This is a genomic window from Xanthomonas sp. CFBP 8151 (assembly GCF_011761885.1).
In the GTDB taxonomy this organism is placed as follows: domain Bacteria; phylum Pseudomonadota; class Gammaproteobacteria; order Xanthomonadales; family Xanthomonadaceae; genus Xanthomonas; species Xanthomonas arboricola_B.
Genome location: NZ_JAASQZ010000001.1, coordinates 594,511 through 619,742, shown reverse-complemented (window position 1 = coordinate 619,742; position 25,232 = coordinate 594,511). Strand labels below are relative to the sequence as shown.

Below are 25,232 nucleotides of genomic sequence, written 5' to 3'. Positions count from 1 at the left end.
GACCTCACCTGGCAGACCAAGCAGCTTTTTACGTTTCCCTATTCCCCATTCCCGATTCCCATGAGCCACTCCGTCGAAGACATCAAATCCGAAAGTCGCCGTCTGCGCGGGTCGCTGCAACAGAGCCTGGCCGATGCGGTGACCGGTGCGCTGCGCGAGGACGATCAGACCCTGATCAAGTACCACGGCAGCTATCAGCAGGACGATCGCGATATCCGCGATGAGCGGCGTCGGCAGAAGCTCGAACCGGCGTATCAGTTCATGATCCGCACCCGTACGCCGGGCGGAGTGATCTCGCCCACGCAGTGGCTGGCACTGGATGGCATCGCCACGCGGTACGCCAATCATTCGCTGCGCATCACCACGCGCCAGGCGTTCCAGTTTCATGGCGTGATCAAGCGCGAACTCAAGGCGACCATGCAGGCGATCAATGCCACCCTGATCGATACGCTCGCCGCCTGCGGCGATGTGAATCGCAACGTGCAGGTCGCCGCCAATCCGCTGCTGTCGCAGGCGCATGCCACGCTGTATGCCGATGCCGCGCGGGTGTCCGAGCATCTGTTGCCCAACACCCGTGCGTATTACGAGATCTGGCTGGACGAAGAGCGCGTGTCCGGCTCCGGCAACGAAGAGGAGCCGATCTACGGCGACCGTTACCTGCCGCGCAAGTTCAAGATCGGCTTTGCCGCGCCGCCGCTCAACGATGTGGACGTGTTTGCCAACGATCTGGGCTTCATCGCGATCCTGCACGAGGGCGAATTGCGCGGCTACAACGTCAGCATCGGCGGCGGCATGGGCGCCAGCCATGGCGATGCGGAAACCTGGCCGCGCGTGGCCAATGTGGTCGGGTTTGTCACCCGCGATCAGTTGCTGGAGGTGGCCACCGCCGTGGTCACCACCCAGCGCGACTTCGGCAACCGTACGGTGCGCAAGCGCGCGCGCTTCAAGTACACCATCGACGATCACGGCCTGGACACCATCGTGGCCGAGATCGAGCGGCGTGCCGGCTTTGCGCTGCAACCTGCCAGGCAGTTTGCGTTCGAGCACAACGGCGACCGCTACGGCTGGGTCGAGGGCGGCGACGGGCTGTCGCATCTGACCCTGGCCCTGCCTGCCGGGCGCATCGCCGATACCGACACCGCTGCGCACCTGAGCGGCCTGCGCGCGATCGCGCAATTGAACGTCGGCCAGTTCCGCATGACGCCCAACCAGAACCTGGTCATCGCCGGCGTGCCGGCCAACGAGCGCGCGCGCGTCGATGCCCTGGTCGCGCAGTACGGCCTGGATGCCGGCAACCGCGCCCCCACCGCGCTGGCACGCGGCGCAATGGCCTGCGTGTCGTTGCCGACCTGCGGGCTGGCGATGGCCGAGGCCGAACGCTACCTGCCCGACTTCAGCGCGGCCCTGCAGCCGGTGCTGGAGCAACACGGGCTGGCCGACACCCCGATCGTGCTGCGTCTGTCCGGCTGCCCGAATGGTTGCTCGCGCCCGTATCTGGCCGAGATCGCGCTGGTCGGCAAGGCGCCCGGCCGCTACAACCTGATGCTGGGCGGCGACCGCCGTGGCCAGCGCCTGAACACGCTGTACCGCGAAAACATCACCGAAGCGGACATCCTCGCCGCACTGGAACCGCTGCTGGCGCGCTATGCGGCCGAACGCGATCAGGCCGGCGACGAAGGCTTCGGCGATTTCCTGCATCGCAGCGGCCTGATCGCCCTGCCGCCCTACCCCACACACCGTCACCTCGACCTGGAATTGCTCGCATGACCGCGCTGCCCGCAACACCGATCACCGCTTCGGCGCCGGACGATCTGGAGGCGCTCAACGCGCAACTGGAAGGACTGCGCGCCGACGAGCGCGTGGCCTGGGCACTGCAACACGGCCCGCAGGAGGCGGCGCTGTCGTCCAGTTTCGGCGCGCAGTCGGCGGTCACGTTGCACCTGCTCACCCAGCAGCGCCCGGACATTCCGGTGATCCTGATCGATACCGGCTACCTGTTTCCGGAAACCTACCGGTTCGCCGACGCGCTGGCCGACCGGCTCAAGCTCAACCTCAGGGTCTACCGCCCGCTGGTCAGCCGTGCCTGGATGGAGGCGCGCCACGGCCGCCTGTGGGAACAGGGCATGGTCGGCATCGACCAGTACAACAACCTGCGCAAGGTCGAGCCGATGCGGCGCGCATTGGACGAGCTCAACGTGGGCACCTGGTTCACCGGCCTGCGCCGCAGCCAGTCGGGCGGCCGCGCGCAGACGCCGATCGTGCAAAAGCGCGGCGAGCGCTACAAGGTCAGCCCGATTGCCGACTGGACCGATCGCGACGTGTGGCAATACCTGCAGGCGCACGACCTGCCCTATCACCCGCTATGGGAACAAGGCTACGTGTCCATCGGCGACTTTCACACCACGCGGCGCTGGGAACCTGGCATGCGCGAAGAGGACACCCGCTTCTTCGGGTTGAAGCGCGAGTGCGGCATCCACGAGGACATCTGAGCGCGGCGCAGTGCGCGCTCGTTACGAAGCTGGCATGCACCACGACGCGTCGAGTTTGCCGGTAGGCACACCGCCGAGCGCGTCCCTGACTCGGCGGGTCTGCAGCGCATTGAGGTGACGCGCACGTAGTCATGGCGCGAGAACGCGTGCCTGACTGCGCTGCATCCAGTAGCGGTCAAACAGCCACATCAGCAACAACGACACCCCGACCAGCGGGAAGATCAGCCCGCAGATCACCAGCAGCGCCAGCAGACCGCGCAGCGTGCGCGGATTGGCCGGCAACGGCGGCACGCCCAGGCCGCCGACCGGGCGACGCTTCCACCACATCACCGCCGCGCTCACGCACAGCAGCACGATCGCCACGCACGCCAGCAACAGGATCACCTGATTGGCAGTGCCGTATTGCTGGCCCAGATGGACGTTGATGCCCCATTCCAGCGCGCGCCCCACTGGCCCGTAATCCCGATAACGCATGTCCAGCAGCACCGCGCCGCTATACTGGTCCAGATGGATCACGCGCTGGCGCTGCAGGTCGGCCGGATAGACCGAGGCGGTGTACACCCCGGTGGCGCCACGCGGTGGCGAGACGCTGTAGCCCGGCACGATGCCGAGCGCCTCGAACCGCGCCATCGCCGCATCCAGCCCGATCGCACCGTGCCCGGGCGCAGCGCCACTGCCGGTGTCGCCGTGGGCGGCATGTTCCGATGTGCTTGGTTGTTCCGCATGTTCCGCGTGTTCCGCGTGTTCCGCATCCGCCAGCGTCACACCCACCCGCCCGTCATGCAGACCCTCATCCACCCCCGCGGCTCCACGCCCAGGCACCACAGACGCCGGCACCCGCGCCTGCCGCAACGACCACGCCGGATCGGTCGTCTCGGACAAGCGCTGTTGCGACATCGGCTGCTGTACCCGCAGCCCGGCCGGATACCCGAAATCCTGCCCATTGACCCAGCGGTTGACCTGCGCGCCCCATAGCCACGACCACGGCATCCCGGTCAGCGCCAGGAACAGCAACACCGCACCGACGCTGGCACCGGTGAGCGCATGCAGGTCGCGCCAGAACAGCCGCTGCCCCGGCTTGCCGCGCACGCTGACCACCCCGCCGCGGCGCCCGCGCGGCCACCACAGATACACGCCGGTCAACACCAGCACGATCGCCCAGCCCGCCGCCATTTCGATCAAGCCGCGCGCAAACGGCCCGATCAACGCGAGACTGTGCAGCCGGCGAATCGTCCAGGCCAGGGTGCCGTGCTCGGCAAGCGCGCCGAGCACGCGTGTGCGATACGGGTCGACATACACCACCTGCCGCACAGCATGCGTGTCGACCAGCCCGATCTCGGCACTGGCATCGGCGCGTGCCGGCGTGGTGTAACGAAACAAGCTGCCGCCGTACCTGCGCTGCGCTGCATCGACCAGGCGTTGCGCAGACACCCGCACCTCGCCCACCGGCACGACCTTCAACCCATGGTGCACGCTGCGGTCGATCGCGTCCTGATACAGGAACGCCGCACCGGTCAGCGCCAGCCAGACGACGAAGGGCAGCACCAGCAACCCGGCATAGAAATGCCAGCGCCACACCGCGCGATAGAAGTGCCAGCGGCCGTCGCGGTGCGGATCGGTGACGCGGCCATCGCCCATGATTGTGCGCATCAGAAGCTCCAGTCCCACGACAGCGACAACGCACGTCCATCGCCCGGCGAATAGCCGGAACTGCCGGTGTCGTACCACGCATACACATACGCGCGATCGGTGACATTGCGCAGCTGCAAGCTGAGCGCATTGCGTGCATCCACGTTCCAGCGCGCGCCCAGATTGAGCAGGGCGTAACCACCGGTGCGGCCCAGCGTATTGCTGCGCTCCAGATAGTAATCGCCTTGCGCATTGCCCCAGGCGCTCAGCTGCACGGCCGCAGTGAGCTGCCATTCCAGCCCGGCAGTGGCCAGCCAGTGCGGTACGTTCTCGATCTCCTTGCCGCGCGTGGCCGGCGCACTCGGGTCCGGCGTGGCGATGCTGGCCTTTTGCCGCGAATACGCCATCCAGGCCCGCCAGTGTTCGGCCGGCTGCAGATTCAGTTGCGCATCCCAGCCGCGCCGCAGCGTGCGCCCGACATTGGCCACATCGCCGACACCGGCCACGCCATTGACGCCCAGGATGGTGGCAACTTCCCCAGAAGCGCGTTGCTCCCAATACGCCAGGCGGCCGTCCATCACCGCCGATGGCGCGAACTTGAAACCGGCCTCCCAGCCGTCATTGATCGACGGGCCGAGATTTGCCGGCTGGCGCCGGTACGCACCGTCGCCGCTGCCGATCTGGAAGCTGCGCCCCCAGTTCGCGTACACGCTGCTTTGCCCGGCCAGCCGATAGCTGGCACTGAACTTGGGCTGCTTGATGGTGCCGTAGTCGTAAGTGGGTGCGTGGATGCCGGCACGCACATCGTGCAGCTGCCCATCGACACGGTCGATGCGATTGCCCGGCACCAGCTGCAGCCGCTCGATCGGGGTCAGCACCGCCTGCACGTAGGCCCCGCGCGTGCGCAGGTCGTAATCCCAATCGCGCAATTGCGCGCCGCGCACCCGTACCACCGTGCGGTAACGCTGCGACTGATTGTCCTGCCACTGCGCATCCACGCCGGCTTCCAGATTGGCCGCCAGCGCGCCCCAATCCGGCTGCCAGTTGCCGCGCAACAGCAGGCCGCGATGGGTCTCGTCGGTATCGCGTTCCTGCTGCAGGCCGGCTGCGGAAAAGCGCACCCAGCGCCGATTGCGGTAGTCGTTCTGGTAGGCCTTGGCGCTCCACTGCGCAGCGGCGCCCAGCGTGCCGTCCGCATGCAATGCGGTCTGCCGCAACTGGCGTTCGCTGCGATCGTCCTGCGCATAAGCCGGCGAACTGCGTGGCGCCGCGCGTGCGCTCGCCGCATCCAGATAACCGGGTTCCAGTGCGTGATTGTCGTAGTAACGCGTGGTGAGCCCGGCACGCAAGCCGCCATCGGAGTCGGTATAGAACCACTTGCCGGCCACGCTGCGTTTGCGCGCGTCGGCGTGCTCGCGATAACCATCGGAATCGCGCCAGGCCAGCACATAGTTCTGGCTCCATGCGCCATGTTCGAAGCCCTTGCCCAACTGCACCTCGCGCGCACCGAAACTGCCGGCCGTCACGCTCAGGCGGCCATCGTTGCCACCGGTGCGGGTCAGCACATCCACGCTGCCGGCGATCGCATGCAGACCGTAGCGCGCATCGTTGGTGCCGCGCACGATCTCGATCGCGCTGATGTCCTGCGCAAACACCGCATCCAGATACGGCATGCCGCCGGCGTTGTCGTTGCTGGGGATGCCGTCGATCAGCAGCTTCACCGCATTGATGCGCCCCTCGCCATTGAAACCACGGAACGAAAACCGCCCCGCGTCGGTGCCCATGCGGAACTGGATGACCTGCACCCCCGGCGCGCGCATCAGCAGCTCCCAGCTGTAGTCCACGTGTTGATCGTGCAGCAGCTCGCCACCGATCACATCCACCGAACTCAGCACGCGTGCGGTGCTCGGGCTGCGCCGGGGCTGCGCGTTCACCTGCACCTTGCCCAGGGTCAATGCCGCATCCTGCGCCTGTACATTGCAGGCAGGTCCCCACACCAGCGCCAACGATGGCGCGTACCACAGCGTTTTCAATAATCGCAACCGCATGACCAACCCTTCGCCGTGCCGGCACGGCAGCACCGCCGTGCGCCGCGGCAACACAGCGGGCACAGGCATCACTTCAGAAAAACGGGTCGTCCATGCAGCTGCGTGCAGGCGCGCCGGAAGATCGGCATGCAATCGCTACGACGCAGCGGACGCCCGCGATGGGGCCAGACTCACGCGTGCAGCGGCGGCCCACGCGCCCCGAGTGCGGCCCAGCGCACCATCGATGCTGCGCGCACCTGCCTGTGCAGCAGCGCCGGCGCCGGCCGCCCTTGCAGCAGGCACAGCACCAGCAGCGCCAGCCATGGCAGCAGCCGCGCGGCCAGCACGCAGTAGTCGCAGGCCTCGCCATGCGCGCCTGCGTGGTCGCCGGTGTGCGGCTTGAAGGGCAATACAGCGACGTCATGCTGGTGCGCGGCCGTCTGCGTCATAAGGCCCGGGTGGCCCGCATGCAGCGAACCGCCCGCGTCCGGCGCCGGCCCGCTCGTGCACATCGGCTCGACCGCCTGTGACTGGCTCCAACGACTGATCAGTGGCGCCACCAGCATCAACAGCACCGCCAGGCAGGCAAGCAGGTGCAGGCAAGGGTGGCAGCGGAGCGAACGCATCGCGCGAGTGTAAGCCGCCACATGCCGCAGGGGCGACAATGGCGGCCGGTGCGCGACCGCATGTCGCACCCGTCAACAGCGGCCCTTGCCAGCCGCGACAACGGGCGGCGGAATTTGCCGACACGATCCGAACCCCGCCGACGCACAGGTGCCGCCCTGCACGGTCAATGCACCTCACTGCCGAGGTCGGTAGTCACGGTTCCGGCAGTGGGCGTGACGGCGCGCACATGGCGGCCCCTGGCATGCCCTATGCTTATACGTCATCCCATTCACTGCGCGCGCATGAGCACCGTCCTGTCCGATCCAGCGGCCGAGCCCCTTCCCTGCGCTGCCAAGCCGCCGAGCGAGGCATTGCGCCTTCAGGCGTTGCGCAGTTACGGCATTCTCGATACGCCGCGCGAGGCCGCTTTTGAAGACATCACCAGGTTGGCCTCGATCATCTGCCAGACCCCGATCGCGCTGATCAGCCTGGTGGATGCCGATCGTCAGTGGTTCAAGAGCGAACTCGGCATGGGCGAGCGCGAAACGCCGCTGTTCAAGTCGATGTGCGCGCACGCGCTGCTCGACAGCGACGTGCTGGTGGTTCCAGACACACGCAAGGACGTCCGCTTCGCACGCAATCCGCTGGTGACCGGCGAGACGCCGCTGCATTTCTATGCCGGTGCCGTACTCAAGACCAGCGAAGGCCTGCCGCTGGGCACAGTTTGTGTGCTCGACCGCCAGCCGCGCCAGCTCAGCGCCGAACAGGTCGATGCCCTGCGCGCACTTGCGCGCCAGACCATGGCGCAGCTGGAACTTCGCCGCGCACTGCAGGTGGCCGAGGAATCCGACCGCTACCGCAGTCGCCTGATGGCCATCGCCGGGCACGACCTGAAGACCCCGCTGCGCACCGCCGCCTACGCCATCGACAAGATGCGCCGGCATGCCAATGTCGATTCCATCCCGACCCTGGTCACCGCGCGCGATGCGATCAATCTGGTGGCGCGCAACCTCGACGAGCTGGCCACCCTGGCCGCCGCCAGCGAGACCGCCACGCCGGACCTGCAGCCGCTGGCGCTGGAAGACGTGCTGCATGCGGTGCTTGGCGTATGGCGGCAACCGGCGATCGACAAGTGTCTGGCCTTGCGCCATGTGGCCACCTCGTTACGCGTGCGCAGCCATCCCACGCTGCTGACCACCTTGCTCGGCAATCTGATCGGCAATGCGGTCAAGTACACCGAACGCGGGCGCGTGCTGGTCGGCGTCCGGCGTCGCCCCGGCCATGCGGTGGTGGAAATCATCGACAGCGGCATCGGCCTGAACCTGGATCACCCCGAACAGGTATTCCAGGCCTTCCGCCAGGCCGACCCGCGCAGCGACGGGTTGGGCATCGGTCTGTGGATCGTGCGCCGCACCGCCGAGACCCTGGGCTGCGAAGTGAATGTGCGCCCACGCCCGGGCGGCGGCACCTGCTTTTCGGTACGCATCCCGCTGGCCTGACGATGGCTCTACGGCGCCGCGTCAAGGTGCGGTTGCGCCAAGGATTTACGACAGCGCAGCGTGCCACTGGATGCGCGCAGACCACCCCACCGGCGCGGCGGCAGCAGGGAGAATCACTGACAGCGCGCGCTCGGGCCAGCGCGGGCGGCCGCGCAGGCCATTGGTACCCGACGATTTTCGGTAAAGCGGACAATGCAGCACCGCATTTGATAGGCCGTCGCAGACCACCATCGACCGTCTCAGACCTGTGGATCGCCCGCATCCTGGCGTGCGAACCAGTCCGCCGAATGCACCTCTTCCGCCGCAACCTCCAGCAGCTGGTGCAGCACCGCCAGCGGAATCTGCACCTGGGTACCGTCGGCCAGCAGTTCTACCCACAACGATTCGTCCTGGGGATCGGCCAACACCGTCAGCACTGCGTGCTCATGTCCCTCGACACTGGCCGACAATTGCAACGACATGCCGCCGTCCTGGTCGGGCGACCACAGCCGGCTGAGGGGCGGACGCAGTGGCTCGGTCATCGCTTGCAGCACCTCACAGTGGCGAACGGGGGCGCGCGTGCAGTCAACCGAATCGGTATATCGCGCAGACCGCAGTGTAATCACAGTCGCCATCGGTACGCGGGCAAGCAGCCCTCAGCAGACCGGAGCGCTCTCACAGGCACCGCAGACGTCGTGAGCAGGTGTGGGGCCAGGCGCGCGGCAGGCTTCGACAGGCAGCTCAGCTGGTAATGGTCTGGGTCAGCGATTCCCAGGTCGGCGGCAGTGGCCAGGCCGGGGCCTGGTTGCCGTCCAGCACGCGGCGCAGGTCGCGCTTGTCGATCTGCGGCGCCAGCACGTGCACCAGATCCAGGGCGTAGTCGCGCAGCACGCGGTCGCGCGGCAGCACCGCCCAGGCGATGCACTCGGCGATCGGCGCCGGTGCCGGCCAGGCGCGCAGGTCCTCGTCGCTGGCGCTGACCGCCATCTCCGCCACCAGCCCGACGCCCAGCCCGGCACGCACATAGGTCTTGATCAGGTCCGCATCCAGGGCCGTCAGCGCAATGCTCGGCTCCAGCCCGACCTGGGCGAACGCGCGCTGCAGCGACGAGCCCGGCCGCGTGGAGGATTCGTAGCTGATCAACGGGTGCTGCGACAAGGCCTGCATGTCCGGCGCGGTGCGTGCCTGATCCAGCGGATGGTCGCGCGGCACGATCACCAGCCGGCGCCAGCGATAAAGCGGCACCGCGATGCCGGCGCTCGGTTCGCCACCGGCAGTGCTGACCACCGCAATGTCCGCATCGCCCTGGCTGAGCAGATCCAGCGCCGCACTTTCGGCCGCCTGCTGCAGATGCACGCTGACCTGCGGATAGGCGTGCTTGATCTGCGCCACCGCCGGCGGCAGCACGAAGCGCGCCTGAGTGTGGGTGGTGGTCAGGGTCAGCTGGCCCTGGCTCTCGCGGCGCTGGTTGGCCGCGTAGGTGCGGATGTTGTTGGCTTCCGACAGCACCGAGCGCGCGCGCTCGATCACTTCCACCCCGGCCGGCGTCACCGCATCCAGGCTGCGCCCCTTGCGCACGAACAGCAGAAAGCCCAGTTCGTCCTCCAGCTGCTTGAGCTGTTTGGACAGACCGGGCTGGGTCGCATGCACACGCGCGGCGGCGAGCGTGATGTTGAGCTCGGCATCGGCGATGGCGACCAGATAGCGAAGTTGGGTCAGCGTCATGGGCTTATATCCAAAAAAGCGCGAGGCGCCACGAAGGACTCGACTGTAGAGGAGTTCTGCGTGCGAGCTTATAACCGAACGCTATTTTCAGGGTGTATGAAGTCATTTCCGACGGCTATATGCCGGCGTTACGGTCTGCCCTCCCCTCTCGATGCGCTGGCCGTGCCCTCTGTGTTCCCGCTTCTTGCCGACCTGCGTGGCCGTGCCGTCCTGGTGATCGGCGGCGACGCCGCGGCCGAGCGCGCCACTGCCGCCCTGCTGCAAGCCGGCGCACTGCCATTGTTGGGTGCGCCGGAACTCAGCCCGCAACTGCGCGACTGGGCGCAGACCGGGCAGCTGCGTTGGCTGGTGGGGCAGTTCGAGCCGGCATGGCTGGAACTACCCGATCAACCGGTCTGGCTCACAATCGCCGCCAGCACTGCGCCTGACCTCAACGACGCCCTGCGTGCCGCGGCCAGCGCGCGCCGCCTGCTCACCCACGACGCCACGCCCGCCATTTCGGCGGCGACACCTGCACCGCCCGCGGCGCCCCGCACCACGGTCGGCCGGCTCTCTCCCGGCAGCGTGGCCCTGGTCGGTGCCGGTCCCGGCGATCCCGGTCTGCTCACCCGGCATGCCTTGCGCGCGCTGCGTCAGGCCGATGTGCTGCTCTACGATCGCCTGGTCAGCCCGCAGATCCTGCAACTGGCACGTCGCGACGCGCTGCGCGTGGAAGTCGGCAAGGCCGCCCAGGGCCACAGCACGCGCCAGGAGCAGATCCACGCACTGATGCGCGAGCACGCGCGCGCCGGTCGCCGCGTGGTGCGGCTCAAGGGCGGCGACCCGTTCGTGTTCGGCCGCGGCGGCGAAGAGCTGGAATTCCTGCGCGCGCACGGCATCGGCTTCCAGGTCATTCCCGGCATCACCGCCGCGATCGCCTGCGCCGCCTATGCCGGCATACCGCTGACCCATCGCGACCATGCGCAATCGCTGCGGCTGATCACCGCGCACTGCAAGGATTCATTGGACACGCTGGACTGGCAGGCGCTCGGCCAGGAACGCCAGACCCTGGCGTTCTACATGGGCGTGGCCGGCCTGGACGGCATCCAGCAACGCCTGCTGCAGGCCGGCCGCGCGCCCGCCACCCCGTTCGCGCTGGTGGAAAACGGCTCGCGCCCGCAGCAACGCGTGATCACCGGCTCCCTCGCCAGCCTGGCCGCCACCGCGCAGCGGCATGCCGTGCGCGCCCCGGCCCTGCTGCTCCTGGGCGAGGTCGCCGGGCTGGCCGCCAGCCTGCACTGGTTCGGGGCGGCGCCGTTGACCGGGCAGTCGCCTGCGCGCTCACCCATCGCAACGCCCGACACGCCCACACTCGCCCACGCAGCCTGATTCCGACGGAGACCCCATGGCCCTGTACGACAACATCCTCGACACCATCGGCCGCACTCCGGTGGTCAAACTCCACCGGCTTGCGCCGGATCACGTGACCTTGTATGTCAAGGTCGAGTCGTTCAATCCCGGCGGCTCGGTCAAGGACCGTCTGGCGCTGGCCATCATCCTCGATGCCGAACAGCGCGGCCTGCTCAAGCCCGGCGACACCATTGTCGAAGCCACCTCCGGCAATACCGGCGTGGCGCTGGCGATGGTGGCCGCCGCGCGCGGCTACAAGTTCGTCGCCACCATGGTGGAAACCTTCTCCATCGAGCGCCGCAAGCTGATGCGCGCCTATGGCGCCAAGGTCATCCTGACCCCGGCGGCCGAACGCGGCAGCGGCATGGTGCGCAAGGCCAAGGAGCTGGCCGAGCAGCATGGCTGGTTCCTGGCCAGCCAGTTCGCCAACCCGGCCAATCCGGCCTACCACCGCAACACCACTGCAGCCGAAATCCTGCGCGACTTCGCCGGCCACCGGCTGGACCATTTCGTCACCGGCTGGGGCACCGGCGGCACGCTCACCGGCGTGGGCGAAGTGCTGCGCGTGGCCCGCCCGGAAGTACGCATCACCGCCACCGAGCCGGCCGGCGCTGCCCTGTTGCAAGGCCAGGACTGGAAGCCGCACAAGATCCAGGGCTGGACCCCGGACTTCGTGCCGGAGGTGCTCAACCGCGAGGTCGCCCACGAAGTGCTGAGCGTGGAAGACACCGACGCGATCAGCGTGGCGCGCCGTCTGGCCGCCGAAGAAGGCATCTTCACCGGCATCTCCGGCGGCGCCACCGTCGCCACCGCATTGCGCGTGGCCGAAAGCGCGGTGCCCGGCGCGGTGGTGCTGGCGATGCTGCCCGATACCGGCGAGCGCTATTTCTCCACGCCGCTGTTTGCCGACATCAACGAAGGCTCCGACGACGATTGGTTGGCCGGTCTGCCCTGACGCTCGTGCATCGTTTGCTTGCACGCACAGACCGCGCCCACGGCGCGGCCTGTGTGCCCATGGTCGATCCAGCCATTGCCCCGGCCTCCTCGACGCGTAACCCCCTATTGCCGCACAGACGCCCGATGGCAGTTCGCATTTGCAGATCTGCGTATGCAGTGCAGTGTGCACTCCCGCCCATGTCAAGGAAACGTTAAGATAACGGCGGATGCAAGGAGAACCGTCGTGAGCAACCAGCCGTATGGACACAGCGACACCCGCGTTTGGCGGGCGCCATGGCTGGTCAAGATCACCTCGCCTGCGCACTTCGCGTTGGCCATGGGCCTGGGCGCCTGGCTACAGAGCGCACTGGAGCTGCCATTGCCTGCGCCAACGCCGTTGGCCTGGATCGAACTTGTCGGCGGCGTGATCGCCTGTCTCGGGCTGGCGCTGGCGGTGCGCTGCTTCATCCTGTTCGCGCGTCGGCGCACCACCATCATGCCCAGCGGCCATCCCTCGCTGCTGGTGCTGGATGGCCCGTATCGCTTCACCCGCAACCCGATGTACGTGGCGCTGGTGCTCAGCTATGTCGGCCTGTGCCTGCAGCTCGGCCTGCTGTGGGCAGTCGCCTTGTTGCCGCTGCCATGGCTGGCCCTGCAGCTGTACGTGATTCCGTTCGAAGAAGCGCGTCTGCGCAACGAATTCGGCCGCCAATACAGCGCCTACTGCGCGCGCGTGCGACGCTGGTTGTAAGCGCCCGACCTCGGAAGATCGCGGAGCGGCGATTGAGCCGATCAATCGCATCTGCGGGTTAGGCGCTTGCCGTATCGCCACCGCTGTAGCCATTTTTGGCAATCTCAGCCGATGAGATGAATGGGCGATAGCGTGCCTATTCCGCAACGCGCGCCCCATCACGCGTTCCTCATGCAAATCCCCTAATTATCGCGCCATGAAGATCGAAGTCTGGCAAGGCGACATCACCGAACTCGACGTTGACGTCATTGTCAACGCCGCCAACGAATCGTTGCTGGGCGGTGGCGGTGTCGATGGCGCCATCCACCGCGCTGCCGGCCCGCGCCTGCTGCAGGCCTGCGAGGCGTTGCCGCAAGTGCGTCCGGGTGTGCGCTGCCCCACCGGCGAAATCCGCATCACCGACGGTTTCGATCTCAAGGCACGCCATATCTTTCATACCGTCGGCCCGGTCTGGCGCGACGGCAAGCACAACGAGCCGGAACAACTGGCCAACTGCTACTGGCAGTCGTTGAAACTGGCCGAGCGGATGATGCTGCATTCGATCGCCTTCCCGGCCATCAGCTGTGGCATCTACGGCTATCCGCTGTATCAGGCCGCGCGCATCGCCGTAACCGAAACCCGCGATTGGCAGCGCTCGCACAAGGTGCCCAAGCACATCGTGCTGGTGGCCTACAACGAGGCAACATACAAGGCCTACCAACAAGCGCTGGCGGCGCAGGAAACCGCTGCCGCCTGACACCTGTGCGAGGTAGAGGTTGAGATGACGAGCGCCGCAAGGCGCTCGTTGCGTTTGGGAAGTCGTTCGGGCGCAGGGCAATCCACACAGACAAAAACGCCGGCATCGCTGCCGGCGTTTCTTGCTAGGTGTGATGCGGCCCTAGAACGGCCGGCACGCCGATCAACCCTTCCACTTGCCCAGCGCGGCCAGGCCGTTTTCCTTGGCACGCTCATAGATGATCTGCTGCGCCTTGGCGAAGTTGCCGCTCATGTCCTTGGCCCACAGCTTCAGTGCCGCCTGCTGCATCGCGCGGCCATACGAGAAGCTCAGCGGCCACGGCAGATTGCCGAGCTGGTGCATCTCGTTGAGATGCGCGGTGGACTGCTCGTCGGTCTGGCCACCGGACAGGAACACGATGCCCGGCAGAATCGCCGGCACGGTCGACTTCAGGCACATCACGGTGGACTCGGCCACTTCCTCGACGCCGGCCTGTTCATCGCAGCCCTTGCCGGAAATGACCATCGAGGCCTTCAGGATGGTGCCTTCGAGCACGACATTCTGCTCGTACAGCGCACCGAACAGCGAACGCAGCGTGGCTTCGGTGACCTCGTAGCAGGTCTCGATGTCGTGGTTGCCGTCCATGATCACTTCCGGCTCGACCATCGGCACCAGGCCCTGCTCCTGACACAGCGCGGCATAACGCGCCAGCGCATGCGAGTTGGCCTCGATGCAGGTGCCGGACGGGATGTCTTCGCCGATGTTGATGACCGCACGCCACTTGGCGAAGCGGGCGCCCAGCGTGTAGTACTCCTCCAGCCGCGCGCGAAGACCGTCCAGACCTTCGGTCACCAGCTCGCCCGGCATGCCAGCCAGCGGCTGCGCGCCCTTGTCGACCTTGATGCCCGGGATGATGCCGTGGGCAGTCATGTACTCGGCGAACGGCACACCGTCCTTGGTCTTCTGACGGATGGTCTCGTCGAACAGGATCGCGCCGGAGATGTAGTCGCTCAGCTTGGGCGTGGTCAGCAGCAGTTCGCGGTAAGCGCGGCGGTTTTCTTCGATGTTCTCGATGCCGACGCTGGCAAAACGCTTGGCGATCGTGCTGGTCGATTCGTCTATGGCGATGATGCCCTTGCCCGGGGCGACCATGGCCTGGGCGGTTTCGGCAAGCTGTTCGATGCTCATGTGGTTCCTGTGGCAGCTGCGGGGGAGAACGAAAGTATAGCGACGAAAGTCGCAGACATTCCTTCACGGAATGTCTGCAACCGATTACACCTGTCCTGCATGACAGGATGCGTGGCGCGGCGCGCAGCGTGATGTACACGCTGCGCGCTGCGTGCTCCTGCAGGCGCATTCGCACGACAGACCATCCGCCGCACAGCACAACGGCGACCCGCAGGCCGCCGCTGTGCTTGCACGCAACGATTTGATTCACCGCGTGCGTCGACCTGCGACGCACGGGCTGCTCAGGCCAGGCGTTACAGCTCGCCCAGGCCGCTGGCGCGGCCGTCTTCGCCCACTTCCAGCAGACGCAGCGTGTTGGTGGCGCCATGGGTTTCCATATGCTCGCCGCTGGTGAACACCACGCGGTCGCCCGGTCCCATGCGCTCGTTCTCCACCAGCAGACGGATCGCCGCACGTGCGGCTTCGCGCGGGGTCAGGCCGCGGCTGTCGAAGCTGATCGGGAACACGCCACGCATCATCGCCATGTGGCGGCGTGCGCCATCGTGACGGGTGAAGGCGTAGATCGGCATGTTGGAACGGAAGCGCGACAGATACCGCGGCGTGCCGCCAGACTCGGTCAGTGCAACGACACCAGCCAGACCGATGTGCTCGGACAGGAACATGGTCGCCATCGCGATCGCCTGGTCGGCGCGCTGCAGGTTGCGTTGCGCCGCTTCGAAATCGGTGTCGAACTCGAACTGGCGCTCGGCCCCCAGACAGATGCGTGCCATCGCTTCCACCGCACGCACCGGATAGGCGCCAGCAGCGGTTTCGGCCGAGAGCATCACTGCATCGGTGCCATCGATGACCGCATTGGCCACGTCGAGCACTTCGGCGCGGGTCGGGATCGGACTTTCCACCATCGACTGCAGCATCTGCGTGGCGGTGATCACCACTTTGTTCTGCGCCAGCGATTCGCGGATGATCTTCTTCTGCAGGCCCGGCAATTCGGCATCGCCGATTTCCACGCCCAGATCGCCACGCGCCACCATCACCACGTCGGACGCTTCGACGATCTCGACCAGGTTCTCGATCGCTTCGGTGCGCTCGATCTTGGACACCAGCGCGGCATCGCAGCCGTGCTGACGGGCGATACGGCGCGCGTCGTTCATGTCTTCGGCGTTACGGCAGAACGACACCGCGATGAAGTCCACACCGATCTTTGCGACGATGCCGATCAGTTCCTTGTCGCGCTCGGTCAGCGCGCCCAGCGACAGGCCGCCGCCCTGCTTGTTCAGGCCCTTGCGATCGGACAGCACGCCATCGTTGAGCACGGTGGTGACGATGCGTTGACCCTGCACTTCGGTTACCTGCAACTGCACCAGACCATCGTCCAGCAGCAACACGTCGCCGGGGGCTACGTCCTGCGGCAGGCCGAGGTAGCTGACGCCGACCTGGTGCTGGTCGCCCGCAGGCGCGTTGGGGTCGGCCACCAGGTCGAAACGCTCGCCGGTGGTCAGCTTGATCTTGCCTTCGGCAAAGCGCTCGACGCGGATCTTCGGACCCGGCAGGTCGGCCAGGATGCCGACTTCGGCACCGACGCGCACGGCCGCGGCGCGCACTTCGGCAGCGCGCTTGGCCTGGCCGGACGGGTCGCCATGGCTGAAGTTGAGGCGCACCACGTTGACGCCCGCCTTGAACAAGGCTTCCAGCACACCGGGCGGATCCGTCGCCGGTCCGAGCGTGGCGAGGATCTTGGTGCGGCGTTGACGTTCTTTCATGAGGGCCTCCCTGTAAAAGCCGCGAAACTTAACACACGCGTCACCTACCAACGATGGCATTGCGGCATAGCCATCCTCGTATTCCGGCATGTCCTGTAGACAGTGCGGGACAGTACGTACGCCTTCCGCAGCGCGTTGGCACGCGGCGGGATGTGATGGGTGGGCTGCCACCCTAACGCGGCAGCGGTGAAGGTCGCACGGGGCGCAGCGGCGATCGGACGGCGGCGAACGGCCAGCGTGGCGCGGATGCTGCACCCCTCTCGCAACGTGCGCGTAGCGCCATCCACCGACGAGCGCCGGCCGCGCTCGCCTGGCGATGGGCGCAACTGCGTTGTCCGTCAGTCCTATGCATTGATCAAGGCGCGCAACCCGGCGGGCGTCCGTGCGATCGCACCGGCACCTGCGGCACGCAGCTCGGCTTCGTCGCCGAAGCCCCACAATACGCCGATGCTATGAATGCCGTGGTGGTTGGCACCATCGATATCCATCCGACGGTCGCCGATCATCACGCAGCCGGTCTTGGCGATGTCCAGGCGCCGCAGCGCTTCGGCGATCAGGTCCGGCTTGAAGCGGCGCTCGCCGTCTTCGCTGGCCCCGATCACGTCCTCGAAGCACGCACCGAACGGCAGATGCTCGACGATGCGGCGCGCGTAGCGCTCGTTCTTCGAGGTCACCACCGCCAGGCGATGGCCGGCGCGGTGCAGGTCGGTGACGACCTCGCCGATACCGTCGAACACGCTCAGTTCGGTCCAGCCCACCGCGTCGTACCGCCCGCGGTACGCCGCCAGTGCGCGCTGCACCAGCTCCGGATCTTCGGGAAAACAGTCGGTGAAGCTGTCGCGCAGCGGCGGGCCGATCCACGCGCGCAGGGTCTGCGGCGACGGACGCGGCTGGCCGACCTCGTCGAAGGCATGCACGATGCTGGCGACGATGCCCGGCTCCGAATCGACCAGGGTGCCGTCCAGATCGAAGAACAGCGTGGCTGCACTCACTTGCCGCGCGCCTGCAGCGCTGCCACCGCCGGCAAGGTCTTGCCTTCCAGAAATTCCAGGAAGGCGCCGCCGCCGGTGGAGATGTAGGTGACGTCCTTGGCGATGTCGTACTTGTCCACGGCCGCCAGGGTGTCGCCGCCACCGGCGATCGAGAACGCCTTGGAGCCGGCGATCGCACGCGCCAGCGTCTCGGTGCCGTGACTGAAGGGCTCGAACTCGAACACGCCGACCGGCCCGTTCCACACCACGGTGCCGGCGCTGGCGATCAGCTCGGCGTAGCGCGCGGCGGTCTGCGGGCCGATGTCCAGAATCAGGTCGTCGGCCTCCACGGCCTCGAGCGACTTCACCGTCGCCTCCGCATCGGGCAGGAACTGCTTGGCGACGACGACATCGGTCGGCAACGGAATCTCCGCACCGCGCACCTTCGCATCGGCGACGATCTGGTTGGCGGTGGGAATCAGATCCGGCTCGCTCAGGGACTTGCCGACGTCATGCCCGGCCGCAGCAATGAAGGTGTTGGCGATACCACCGCCGACGATCAGCTGGTCGACCTTGTTGACCAGGTTGGACAGCAGCTCCAGCTTGGTGGACACCTTGCTGCCGGCCACGATCGCCAGCAGCGGCTTGGCCGGGTTGTCCAGCGCCTTGGCCAGCGCGTCGAGTTCGGCCATCAACAGCGGACCACCGGCAGCCACTGGCGCGAAGCGGATCACCCCATGCGTGGAGGCCTGCGCGCGATGCGCGGTGCCGAAGGCATCCATGACGAACACATCGCACAGCGCGGCGTACTTGCGCGCCAGCGCCTCGTCGTCCTTGCCCTCGCCGACATTCATGCGGCAGTTCTCCAGCAGCACCACCTGGCCCGGCGCCACCTCCACGCCGTCGACCCAGTCGCGCACCAGCGGCACGTCCACGCCCAGCAGCGCAGTCAGGCGCGCGGCCACCGGCGCCAGCGAATCTTCTTCGGTCCAGCTGCCTTCCTTGGGGCGGCCCAGGTGCGAGGTGACCATGACCGCAGCGCCCTTTTCCAGCGCCAGCTTGATGGTGGGCACCGAGGCGGTGATGCGCTGCTCGGAGGTGATCTGGCCGTTGTCGATCGGCACGTTGAGATCCTGGCGGATCAGCACGCGCTTGCCGGAGAGATCGAGGTCGGTCATGCGGATGATGGACATGGGGTCAGCTCGCTAGGTCTGGGGAATGGAGAATGGGGAATCGAAAAAGCAGCCGGTACACGTGGCGCCAGTGTCTGGGCGCTGCGCGGATGGATGGCTTGGGACAGCCGTGGCACGCTGGCGTTGCGCCCGCATGCAGGTCGCTGAGATTGCAGCTTGCCTGCCGCGCATGTCGCTGCCCATACGGCTGGCGATGCGGGAGATGGTCGGTCGAAGACGACGGGCAATGCGGCTGCCTTGGCGACGGGGGGTGCCCATTGTCGGACCTTCGCGCCGCAGCGGCAAACCGCGGTGCGGCGCGCGCGTGCGTCAGGGGCTGCGATCGGTCGCCGAGCTGCGCAGCAGGCTCGCTGCGAAACCACCGACCAGCAGGGCGCCACCGATCAGCAGCGCCCATAGCAACCAGCGCTTCCAGTCGCGCGGCGAAGCGGCCGGCTGCAGTGCGGCGTCGCCGGCCAGCGGCTGTGCCTGCGCAGCGACGCTGGCCTGCGCCGGTTGCCATTGCGCTCCGCGTTCGCGGCGCAGTGCCTGCAGCATCGAGGCCAGCGGCGCGGCGCCACGGTGCAGCCGCGCGCTGCCGGCGACCACCGCATACGGCGGCTGCCCCTGTGCGAGGAACATCATCCGCTCCGGCTGGTAGCCCAGACGCAGCGTCGGCAGCGCAGTGCTGCGCCCCTGTGCGGCGAACAATCGCCACTGGCGATCACGCACCGGGGCCGACAGCTGTTGCGGTGGCGACGCGGCGGCGGTGCCAGTACCCAGGCGATACGCCAACCACGGCCCGGCACGTTGCAGCCACGGCGCGTCATCGGCATCGCGGCTTGCCACGGTCCATTCGACCGCCTCGGCCTGGCCGCCGCTGACATCGACCTGGCTGATCGGAAAGCGCCCAGGCAAGGCATACACCACTGCCTTGTCCTGCGCAGTGCCCGGCAATTCCAGCCACTGCGATTGCAGTGGCGCCGAGACGCCATCCAGTTCCGCATCGACCACGCGCAAGGCCGGCAGTTCGCCGGACACCGGCACGATGCGCAGATAGCGCGCGCCATCGTCCAACGCGATCCGGCGCTGCTGCAGACGCTGCGCCTGGTTGTCCAGCGCCATCACGGTGGCATCTGCGGCGAGCAGGTGCCAGTCGCGCAGATCGTCGCTGCCTTCCACGCGCAGCCGGGCCTGCACCGGCGTGTTGCCGTCCCAGTCCAGCCAGAGCGCGCGCGGACGATCGCGCAACGCGCTGGCATCGATCAGCCAGCTGCCCCCGGCGCCCGCAACGGCAGCGGTGCCGGTGGCGAAGCGGCCTTCCAGCCGACGCACCGCGCCACTGGCATCGCGTTCGGCGATCAGCTGCAGATCGCCGTTGGCAGGCGCCGCACCGGCCGGCAGCGCGAACAAGGGCAGGCGTTGCCGGCGCGGCGCGGCGGCCGGCGCGGCATCCACCGGCAAGAGCGCGGCCGGCATTTCCTCGCCACGCGCATCGATCACGGTGACATCGCCCAGCCCCGCGTCATGGGCGCTGCGATAGATCGCCGCGTTCAAGCGCAGCTGATACATGCCGGCGTCCGCGCCGGTTACCTGCAGCGGCCACTGTTGACGATAGTCCTGGCGCACATCGGCTGCCTGCGCCAGCAGCGGCACCAGCAGCAGCCATCCCCATTGCCTCGATTTCATGCCTGATCCTTGTCCACGCCATCGTCTCCGCCAGCCTGCTCTTCGGCCACCGGCTGGCGCGGCGGCGCCGGTGCCAGATAGCCCACCACGGTGCACAACAGGCCATAGGCCACGAACGAGCCGATGCCGAGCAGATCGCCCAGATGCTGGCGGTCGACCAGCACCAGCTTGGCCAGCACCAGGCCCATCAACAACGCACCACCCAGCCACAGTCCACGCTGACCGCGCCGCGAGCCGATCACCCAGCCCAGCACGCCCAGCACGCTCCAGACGATGGTCAGGCTGGTCTGCGACAGGGTCGCGCCGATCAACCCGGCATCCCACTCCACGCCACCCCAGTGATGCACGCTGTGCAAGGTGCTGCCGGTGATCAAGGCCCAGCCCGACACGCCCAGCGCAGTCACCCGCCACCGTTGCACGGCCAACGGCGCCTGCGCAGACCAGGCCCAACGCGCCAGCAAGGCCAGCACCGCCAGCTGCGCCAGCTCGGCCGGGTTGAGCACGGGCAGCCATGGCAATGGCGCCGCGCTCACCGGGTCCAGCAGCACGATCAACCAGCCGATGCCCAGCACCGCGAACACACAGCCCAGCAAGGCATTGCGTGCCCGATCGAAACCCGCACCCTGCGGCCACGCCAGCCACGGCCAGCGCAACAGACCCACTGCCGCCACGATCAGCCAGGGCGCGGCCAGCAAGGCGCACCGCCAGCCATTTGCCAGCATGAACGTATCGGCCAGCCAGGCCACGCCCAACGAGGCCACCAGCGGCCACAGCAGCCACCAAATGAACTGTGCGGCCACCGCGCCGGCACCGTGCTGCATGCGCAGGCACCACAGCGCGCGCGTGCCTGCCACGGCGAACGCCAGCCAGGCCAGCGCCCCCCAATGCGCGAACGGTTGCGTATGCGCATGGCTCTGCCACAGCGCCAACGGCGCGGCCAGCGCCAGCCCGAACATCGCCGTCCACACCAGCGCCGTTGCCGGGCGACGGCGGTGCACCTCGGCTGCCAGCCACACGCTGAGCGCGACAAAGCCCAACAGCAGATCCGGCTCGCTGCGCAGATCGCCGGCAAAGCGCAGGATCTCGTGCACACCGCACAGCGCCCACCAGCCCAGCCCCCACAGATACGCCACCAGCGCGCGGCGCGGCTGCCCCGCAGTGCGCAGGAACCAGGCACTGGCCCAGCCGGCCAGCGCAAGCAGCAAGCTGCTCATGCAGGTGGCGTTGGCAACGGCCACCGCGTCGTAGCGCCATGCATCCACGCCGAACGCGACGCCGACCGCCGCCAGCAACTGCAACGCCACCCCGCTGAACTGCGAGATCCGACGCTGCTGCCGCAGCCCCAGCCACAACAAACCGACGCCTTCGAGTGCGAAGACGCTGGCAGTGGCGCGCGCCGACAATGCCAGCGGCACCGCCAATGTCGCAAAACCGACCGCCAGCATCGCATGCGCCTGGCCCAGCAGGCGCGTGGAGGCACGCCGCAGCAACCAGCTGGCCAGGCCTGCGTACAGCGCAGCCACCGCCAGCGCACACAGCGCCAGCGGCAAGCGCTCGCCATCCAGCAGGCGCGCCTGCAATGCGAAGGCCACCAGCGGGGTGCCGAACACCAGGCTACCGTCGATGAGCTTGCCCGCACTGCCATCGCCGCGACGCGCGTGCAGTACCGGAATCGCCACATACATGACGAAGAACAACAGCAGGAAAGGTTCGGTCGTGGCGAATTTCGCCGGGGTGTACTGCAGCGCGCCCCATAGCGTGCCGATGCCGAAGGTGAAGGCGAATCCGAGCAGGTTCAGCACCCGCCACGGACGTGTCCAGGCGATCGCCACGATGCCGGCATTGAGCACTGCGTAGTACGAAAACAGCGCAACATGATTGCCGCTGCCGGTGGACAGCCAGATCGGCGCAAGGAAGCCGGCCAGCACGCCCAGTACCGCCAGCGTGCGCGAATCCTGCATCACCGCCAGCACGCACATGCCGGCAATCAGCACCACGCTGATGCCCATCGCCAGACCCGCGCCGAGCAGCCCGTACAACTTGAACGCGGCAAACACCGTCAGCAGCAAGCCGCCGATGGCCCCGCCCTGCAACGCCAACGCGAAGCCCGGCCGCTGCAGCCGTTGCTTCCAGCCGAAAACCAGGCCGGCGAGCGCCAGCACACTGATGCCGGCCAGCCGCAGCTCGATCGGCATGCGCATCCAGCCCTGGTCGCTGGCGTATTTCAACAACGATGCCACACCGGCCAGCAACACCAGCATGCCGACCTTGACCGGCACATTGCCTTCGGTGAACCAGCGCTTCACTGCGCTGGCCACGCGCGTCAGCGGGCCTGGCCCGGATGGGACGGCGTGCGCTGGCTGTGCGAACTCGGCAGGCGCAGCGGTCAGCGGCGGTGCTTGGGCTGCGCTGCGCGCCGGCGACGATGCGGGAGCTTCTGCCGGCAATGATGGCGGCACTGGCAGTGGTGCGACCGAGGCCGGCGTCGGCGCGGCTTGCAGATCTGCTGCGCGAGGCAGCTCAGGCTCGCCAGACGCAGACATGCCGACGTCGGACGTCGCGTGCGGCTCCCACGCCCCGGCAGGCGGTGGCGTGGGCGCTGACCTGTGCACCGCCGCCGCGTCCGCGCCTCCGGTGTCGCTGGCCTGCCATTGCGCAAGCCGCTGTTCCAGCGCATCCACGCGCCGCCGCAGCCCGGCGATCCACACCAGGGCGATCACCAACCCTACCGGCACCGCAAGCAACAACAGCACCACCAACACAATCATCGTTTCCAACGCACAACCCCTGGGTCGGCATCCGGCCGAATGCGCGAACCATACAGGCTCAGGACGCATCTGGCAGCCAATCACTGCTTGAAGCGCAGCGACGCGATGCCGTTAGCGGCACCCGCACATGCTGGCCACATGCACGCACATCCACCCAAAAAAAAACGCCCGGAACAACCGGGCGTCTGACGCTTATTCGCGGTAGCCGCTGTCGTTCTTGTTATGGATGATCCAGATCAGGTTGCCGCCGGTGTCCATCGACTTGCCGGCAAACACCAGGCGCCCCTGGCCCTTGTAGGCCATCTCATAACGGTAGCGGTCGCCACCGAAGAAGAACGGGATGAACGCCTTGCCGGTCACGTAAGAACCCTGGTCGTTCGGTTGACCAATCAGGTCGGTGACCTGCTTCATCGGCATGCCGATCTTCAGCTGGGTGAACTTGCTGTCAGGCGCCGGCTTGCCGGTGATCTCGCCTTCGTAATCGTTGACGCCCTTGACCGTTTCGCCGTAGCCCGCCTCGACGTCGGACGACTTGATCACCTCGCCATCGGCGTTCATCCAGGCCGGCGTACCGGCTTGCTTCTTCGCCGCCCAACTGGTCGACGGAGCCGACACCGCAAACACCACACCGAGCGCCAGTACGCCCGCCAGAAATTTACTCATGAGTTTTGTTCTCTCGATCCATGGAGTTCCCCGATCCTTCGTACACGACACGGGAACGACCGCCGTGCCCGCAAATTAGCGCACGTAGGCCTCCCAAAGTCCACTTCCCGTACTGACGACGACGCGGCGACGGTAGATGCACGCATCACATTCCGGCAGACACAAAACGAAAGGCCCCGGCATGCCGGGGCCTCTACGCATCGCCTGAGCGCGAGGTTTACTTCGCGACAACCCGCACCATTTCCAGGCACTTGTTGGAATAGCCCCACTCGTTGTCGTACCAGGACACCAGCTTGACGAAGGTCGAGTCCAGCGCGATGCCGGCGTCGGCGTCGAACACCGAGGTGCAGGTTTCGCCGCGGAAGTCGGTGGCCACGACTTTGTCTTCGGTGTAACCCAGCACGCCCTTCAAGGCGCCTTCGCTCTGCGCCTTCACTTCGGCGCAGATCTCGGCGTAGGTGGCCGGCTTTTCCAGTTCGACGGTGAGGTCGACCACCGACACGTCCGAGGTCGGCACGCGGAAGCTCATGCCGGTCAGTTTCTTGTTGAGCTCGGGGATCACCACGCCCACGGCCTTGGCGGCACCGGTGGAGGAGGGAATGATGTTCTCCAGGATGCCGCGCCCACCGCGCCAATCCTTGTTCGACGGGCCGTCCACGGTCTTCTGCGTCGCAGTGGCCGCGTGCACGGTGGTCATCAGGCCGCGCTTGATGCCCCACTTGTCGTTGATCACCTTGGCCAACGGCGCCAGGCAGTTGGTGGTGCACGAGGCGTTGGAGACGATCGCTTCGCCTTTGTAGGTCTTGTCGTTGACGCCGAACACGAACATCGGAGTGTCGTCCTTGGACGGTGCCGACAGGATCACCTTCCTGGCACCCGCGTCGAGGTGCTTCTGCGCGGTTTCCTTGGTCAGGAACAGGCCGGTGGACTCGATCACCACATCGGCGCCGACCGCGTCCCACTTGAGGTTGGCCGGGTCGCGTTCCTGCGTGAGGCGGATCTTGTTGCCGTTGACGATCAACGTGTTGCCGTCGACCGACACATCGGCCTTGAAGCGGCCATGCACCGAGTCGTACTGCAGCATGTAGGCGAGGTAATCGGGCTCGAGCAGGTCATTGATGGCCACGATCTCGATGTCATTGGCGAAGTTCTGCACCGCAGAGCGCAGCACGTTGCGGCCGATGCGACCGAACCCGTTGATGCCAACCTTGATTGCCATGTTCACTAGCTCCTGCGGCCGCGATGGCGCGGCGGATGGAAAGGGACGCCCATTCTA

20 protein-coding genes are annotated in these 25,232 nt (G+C 67.1%); 7 read left to right on the top strand and 13 right to left on the bottom strand.

All coding sequences use genetic code 11. The features are described 5' to 3' along the window. Positions 1-60: 60 nt before the first annotated feature. Positions 61-1,767 carry an assimilatory sulfite reductase (NADPH) hemoprotein subunit gene (gene cysI, locus FHT08_RS02680; protein WP_166774206.1) on the top strand — a complete coding sequence of 569 codons (1,707 nt, stop codon included), beginning with the start codon at positions 61-63 and terminating at the stop codon, positions 1,765-1,767. Further along, the gene (locus tag FHT08_RS02675) at positions 1,764-2,489 is read left to right on the top strand and encodes a phosphoadenylyl-sulfate reductase (protein WP_166774205.1); all 726 of its coding nucleotides are present in this window, start codon (positions 1,764-1,766) and stop codon (positions 2,487-2,489) included. Before cysI ends, FHT08_RS02675 begins: the two co-directional genes overlap by 4 nt. A gap of 129 nt (positions 2,490-2,618) precedes the next feature. Here FHT08_RS02675 and FHT08_RS02670 read toward each other — a convergent pair whose 3' ends face one another. The 3 genes from FHT08_RS02670 to FHT08_RS02660 all read right to left on the bottom strand — a co-directional run bounded on the left by FHT08_RS02670 (position 2,619) and on the right by FHT08_RS02660 (position 6,771). Continuing rightward, positions 2,619-4,139 (bottom strand): PepSY domain-containing protein, encoded by a 1,521-nt coding sequence (locus FHT08_RS02670; RefSeq protein WP_166774204.1) that lies wholly within the window; start codon positions 4,137-4,139, stop codon positions 2,619-2,621. Next, positions 4,139-6,142 carry a TonB-dependent receptor gene (locus FHT08_RS02665; protein WP_166774756.1) on the bottom strand — a complete coding sequence of 668 codons (2,004 nt, stop codon included), beginning with the start codon at positions 6,140-6,142 and terminating at the stop codon, positions 4,139-4,141. Before FHT08_RS02665 ends, FHT08_RS02670 begins: the two co-directional genes overlap by 1 nt. Positions 6,143-6,336: 194 nt before the next feature. After that, positions 6,337-6,771 carry a DUF2946 family protein gene (locus FHT08_RS02660; protein ID WP_166774755.1) on the bottom strand — a complete coding sequence of 145 codons (435 nt, stop codon included), beginning with the start codon at positions 6,769-6,771 and terminating at the stop codon, positions 6,337-6,339. 282 nt (positions 6,772-7,053) lie between these two features. On the opposite strand from FHT08_RS02660, the gene FHT08_RS02655 reads away from it, so the two are divergent. Further along, positions 7,054-8,250 carry a GAF domain-containing sensor histidine kinase gene (locus tag FHT08_RS02655; RefSeq protein WP_104536149.1) on the top strand — a complete coding sequence of 399 codons (1,197 nt, stop codon included), beginning with the start codon at positions 7,054-7,056 and terminating at the stop codon, positions 8,248-8,250. A 239-nt stretch (positions 8,251-8,489) separates the two neighbouring features. Here the strand turns inward: FHT08_RS02655 and FHT08_RS02650 are convergent, their stop codons facing one another. Together FHT08_RS02650 and FHT08_RS02645 are read right to left on the bottom strand one after the other, a co-directional pair. Beyond that, positions 8,490-8,771, bottom strand: coding sequence for a hypothetical protein (locus FHT08_RS02650; protein ID WP_104536150.1), 282 nt, complete (start codon positions 8,769-8,771; stop codon positions 8,490-8,492). A gap of 199 nt (positions 8,772-8,970) precedes the next feature. Continuing rightward, entirely contained in the window at positions 8,971-9,954 is a 984-nt protein-coding gene (locus tag FHT08_RS02645; RefSeq protein ID WP_104536151.1) for a LysR family transcriptional regulator, read from the bottom strand. 162 nt (positions 9,955-10,116) lie between these two features. Here FHT08_RS02645 and cobA point away from each other — a divergent pair, with 162 nt between their 5' ends. The 4 genes from cobA to FHT08_RS02625 all read left to right on the top strand — a co-directional run bounded on the left by cobA (position 10,117) and on the right by FHT08_RS02625 (position 13,766). Next, positions 10,117-11,322, top strand: coding sequence for a uroporphyrinogen-III C-methyltransferase (cobA, locus tag FHT08_RS02640; protein WP_104536152.1), 1,206 nt, complete (start codon positions 10,117-10,119; stop codon positions 11,320-11,322). A gap of 16 nt (positions 11,323-11,338) precedes the next feature. After that, on the top strand, positions 11,339-12,298 hold the full coding sequence (gene cysK, locus FHT08_RS02635; RefSeq protein WP_166774203.1) for a cysteine synthase A: 960 nt from the start codon (positions 11,339-11,341) through the stop codon (positions 12,296-12,298). Between the two features lie 225 nt (positions 12,299-12,523). Then, a complete protein-coding gene (locus FHT08_RS02630; protein WP_104536154.1) occupies positions 12,524-13,030 on the top strand; it encodes an isoprenylcysteine carboxylmethyltransferase family protein in 507 nt (168 codons plus the stop codon). A gap of 196 nt (positions 13,031-13,226) precedes the next feature. Next, complete coding sequence (locus tag FHT08_RS02625; protein WP_166774202.1) at positions 13,227-13,766, top strand: O-acetyl-ADP-ribose deacetylase; 540 nt, start codon at positions 13,227-13,229, stop codon at positions 13,764-13,766. 162 nt (positions 13,767-13,928) lie between these two features. On the opposite strand, the gene FHT08_RS02620 is transcribed toward FHT08_RS02625, so the two are convergent. The 8 genes from FHT08_RS02620 to gap all read right to left on the bottom strand — a co-directional run bounded on the left by FHT08_RS02620 (position 13,929) and on the right by gap (position 25,175). Then, the gene (locus tag FHT08_RS02620) at positions 13,929-14,933 is read right to left on the bottom strand and encodes a class I fructose-bisphosphate aldolase (RefSeq protein WP_104536156.1); all 1,005 of its coding nucleotides are present in this window, start codon (positions 14,931-14,933) and stop codon (positions 13,929-13,931) included. A 293-nt stretch (positions 14,934-15,226) separates the two neighbouring features. Continuing rightward, the gene (pyk, locus tag FHT08_RS02615; protein ID WP_104536158.1) at positions 15,227-16,693 is read right to left on the bottom strand and encodes a pyruvate kinase; all 1,467 of its coding nucleotides are present in this window, start codon (positions 16,691-16,693) and stop codon (positions 15,227-15,229) included. Between the two features lie 344 nt (positions 16,694-17,037). Next, complete coding sequence (locus tag FHT08_RS02610) at positions 17,038-17,685, bottom strand: HAD family hydrolase (protein WP_104536159.1); 648 nt, start codon at positions 17,683-17,685, stop codon at positions 17,038-17,040. Then, on the bottom strand, positions 17,682-18,857 hold the full coding sequence (locus FHT08_RS02605) for a phosphoglycerate kinase (protein WP_104536160.1): 1,176 nt from the start codon (positions 18,855-18,857) through the stop codon (positions 17,682-17,684). Before FHT08_RS02605 ends, FHT08_RS02610 begins: the two co-directional genes overlap by 4 nt. 309 nt (positions 18,858-19,166) lie before the next feature. After that, positions 19,167-20,525, bottom strand: a complete 1,359-nt coding sequence (locus FHT08_RS02600) for a DUF3999 domain-containing protein (protein WP_166774201.1) — start codon at positions 20,523-20,525, stop codon at positions 19,167-19,169. Next, positions 20,522-23,302 carry a DUF2339 domain-containing protein gene (locus FHT08_RS02595; RefSeq protein ID WP_166774200.1) on the bottom strand — a complete coding sequence of 927 codons (2,781 nt, stop codon included), beginning with the start codon at positions 23,300-23,302 and terminating at the stop codon, positions 20,522-20,524. The genes FHT08_RS02600 and FHT08_RS02595 overlap by 4 nt, the downstream gene beginning before the upstream one ends. A 183-nt stretch (positions 23,303-23,485) precedes the next feature. Further along, a complete protein-coding gene (locus tag FHT08_RS02590; protein ID WP_104536163.1) occupies positions 23,486-23,956 on the bottom strand; it encodes a hypothetical protein in 471 nt (156 codons plus the stop codon). Positions 23,957-24,173: 217 nt separating this feature from the next. Next, on the bottom strand, positions 24,174-25,175 hold the full coding sequence (gene gap / locus FHT08_RS02585) for a type I glyceraldehyde-3-phosphate dehydrogenase (RefSeq protein WP_166774199.1): 1,002 nt from the start codon (positions 25,173-25,175) through the stop codon (positions 24,174-24,176). Positions 25,176-25,232 lie beyond the last annotated feature (57 nt).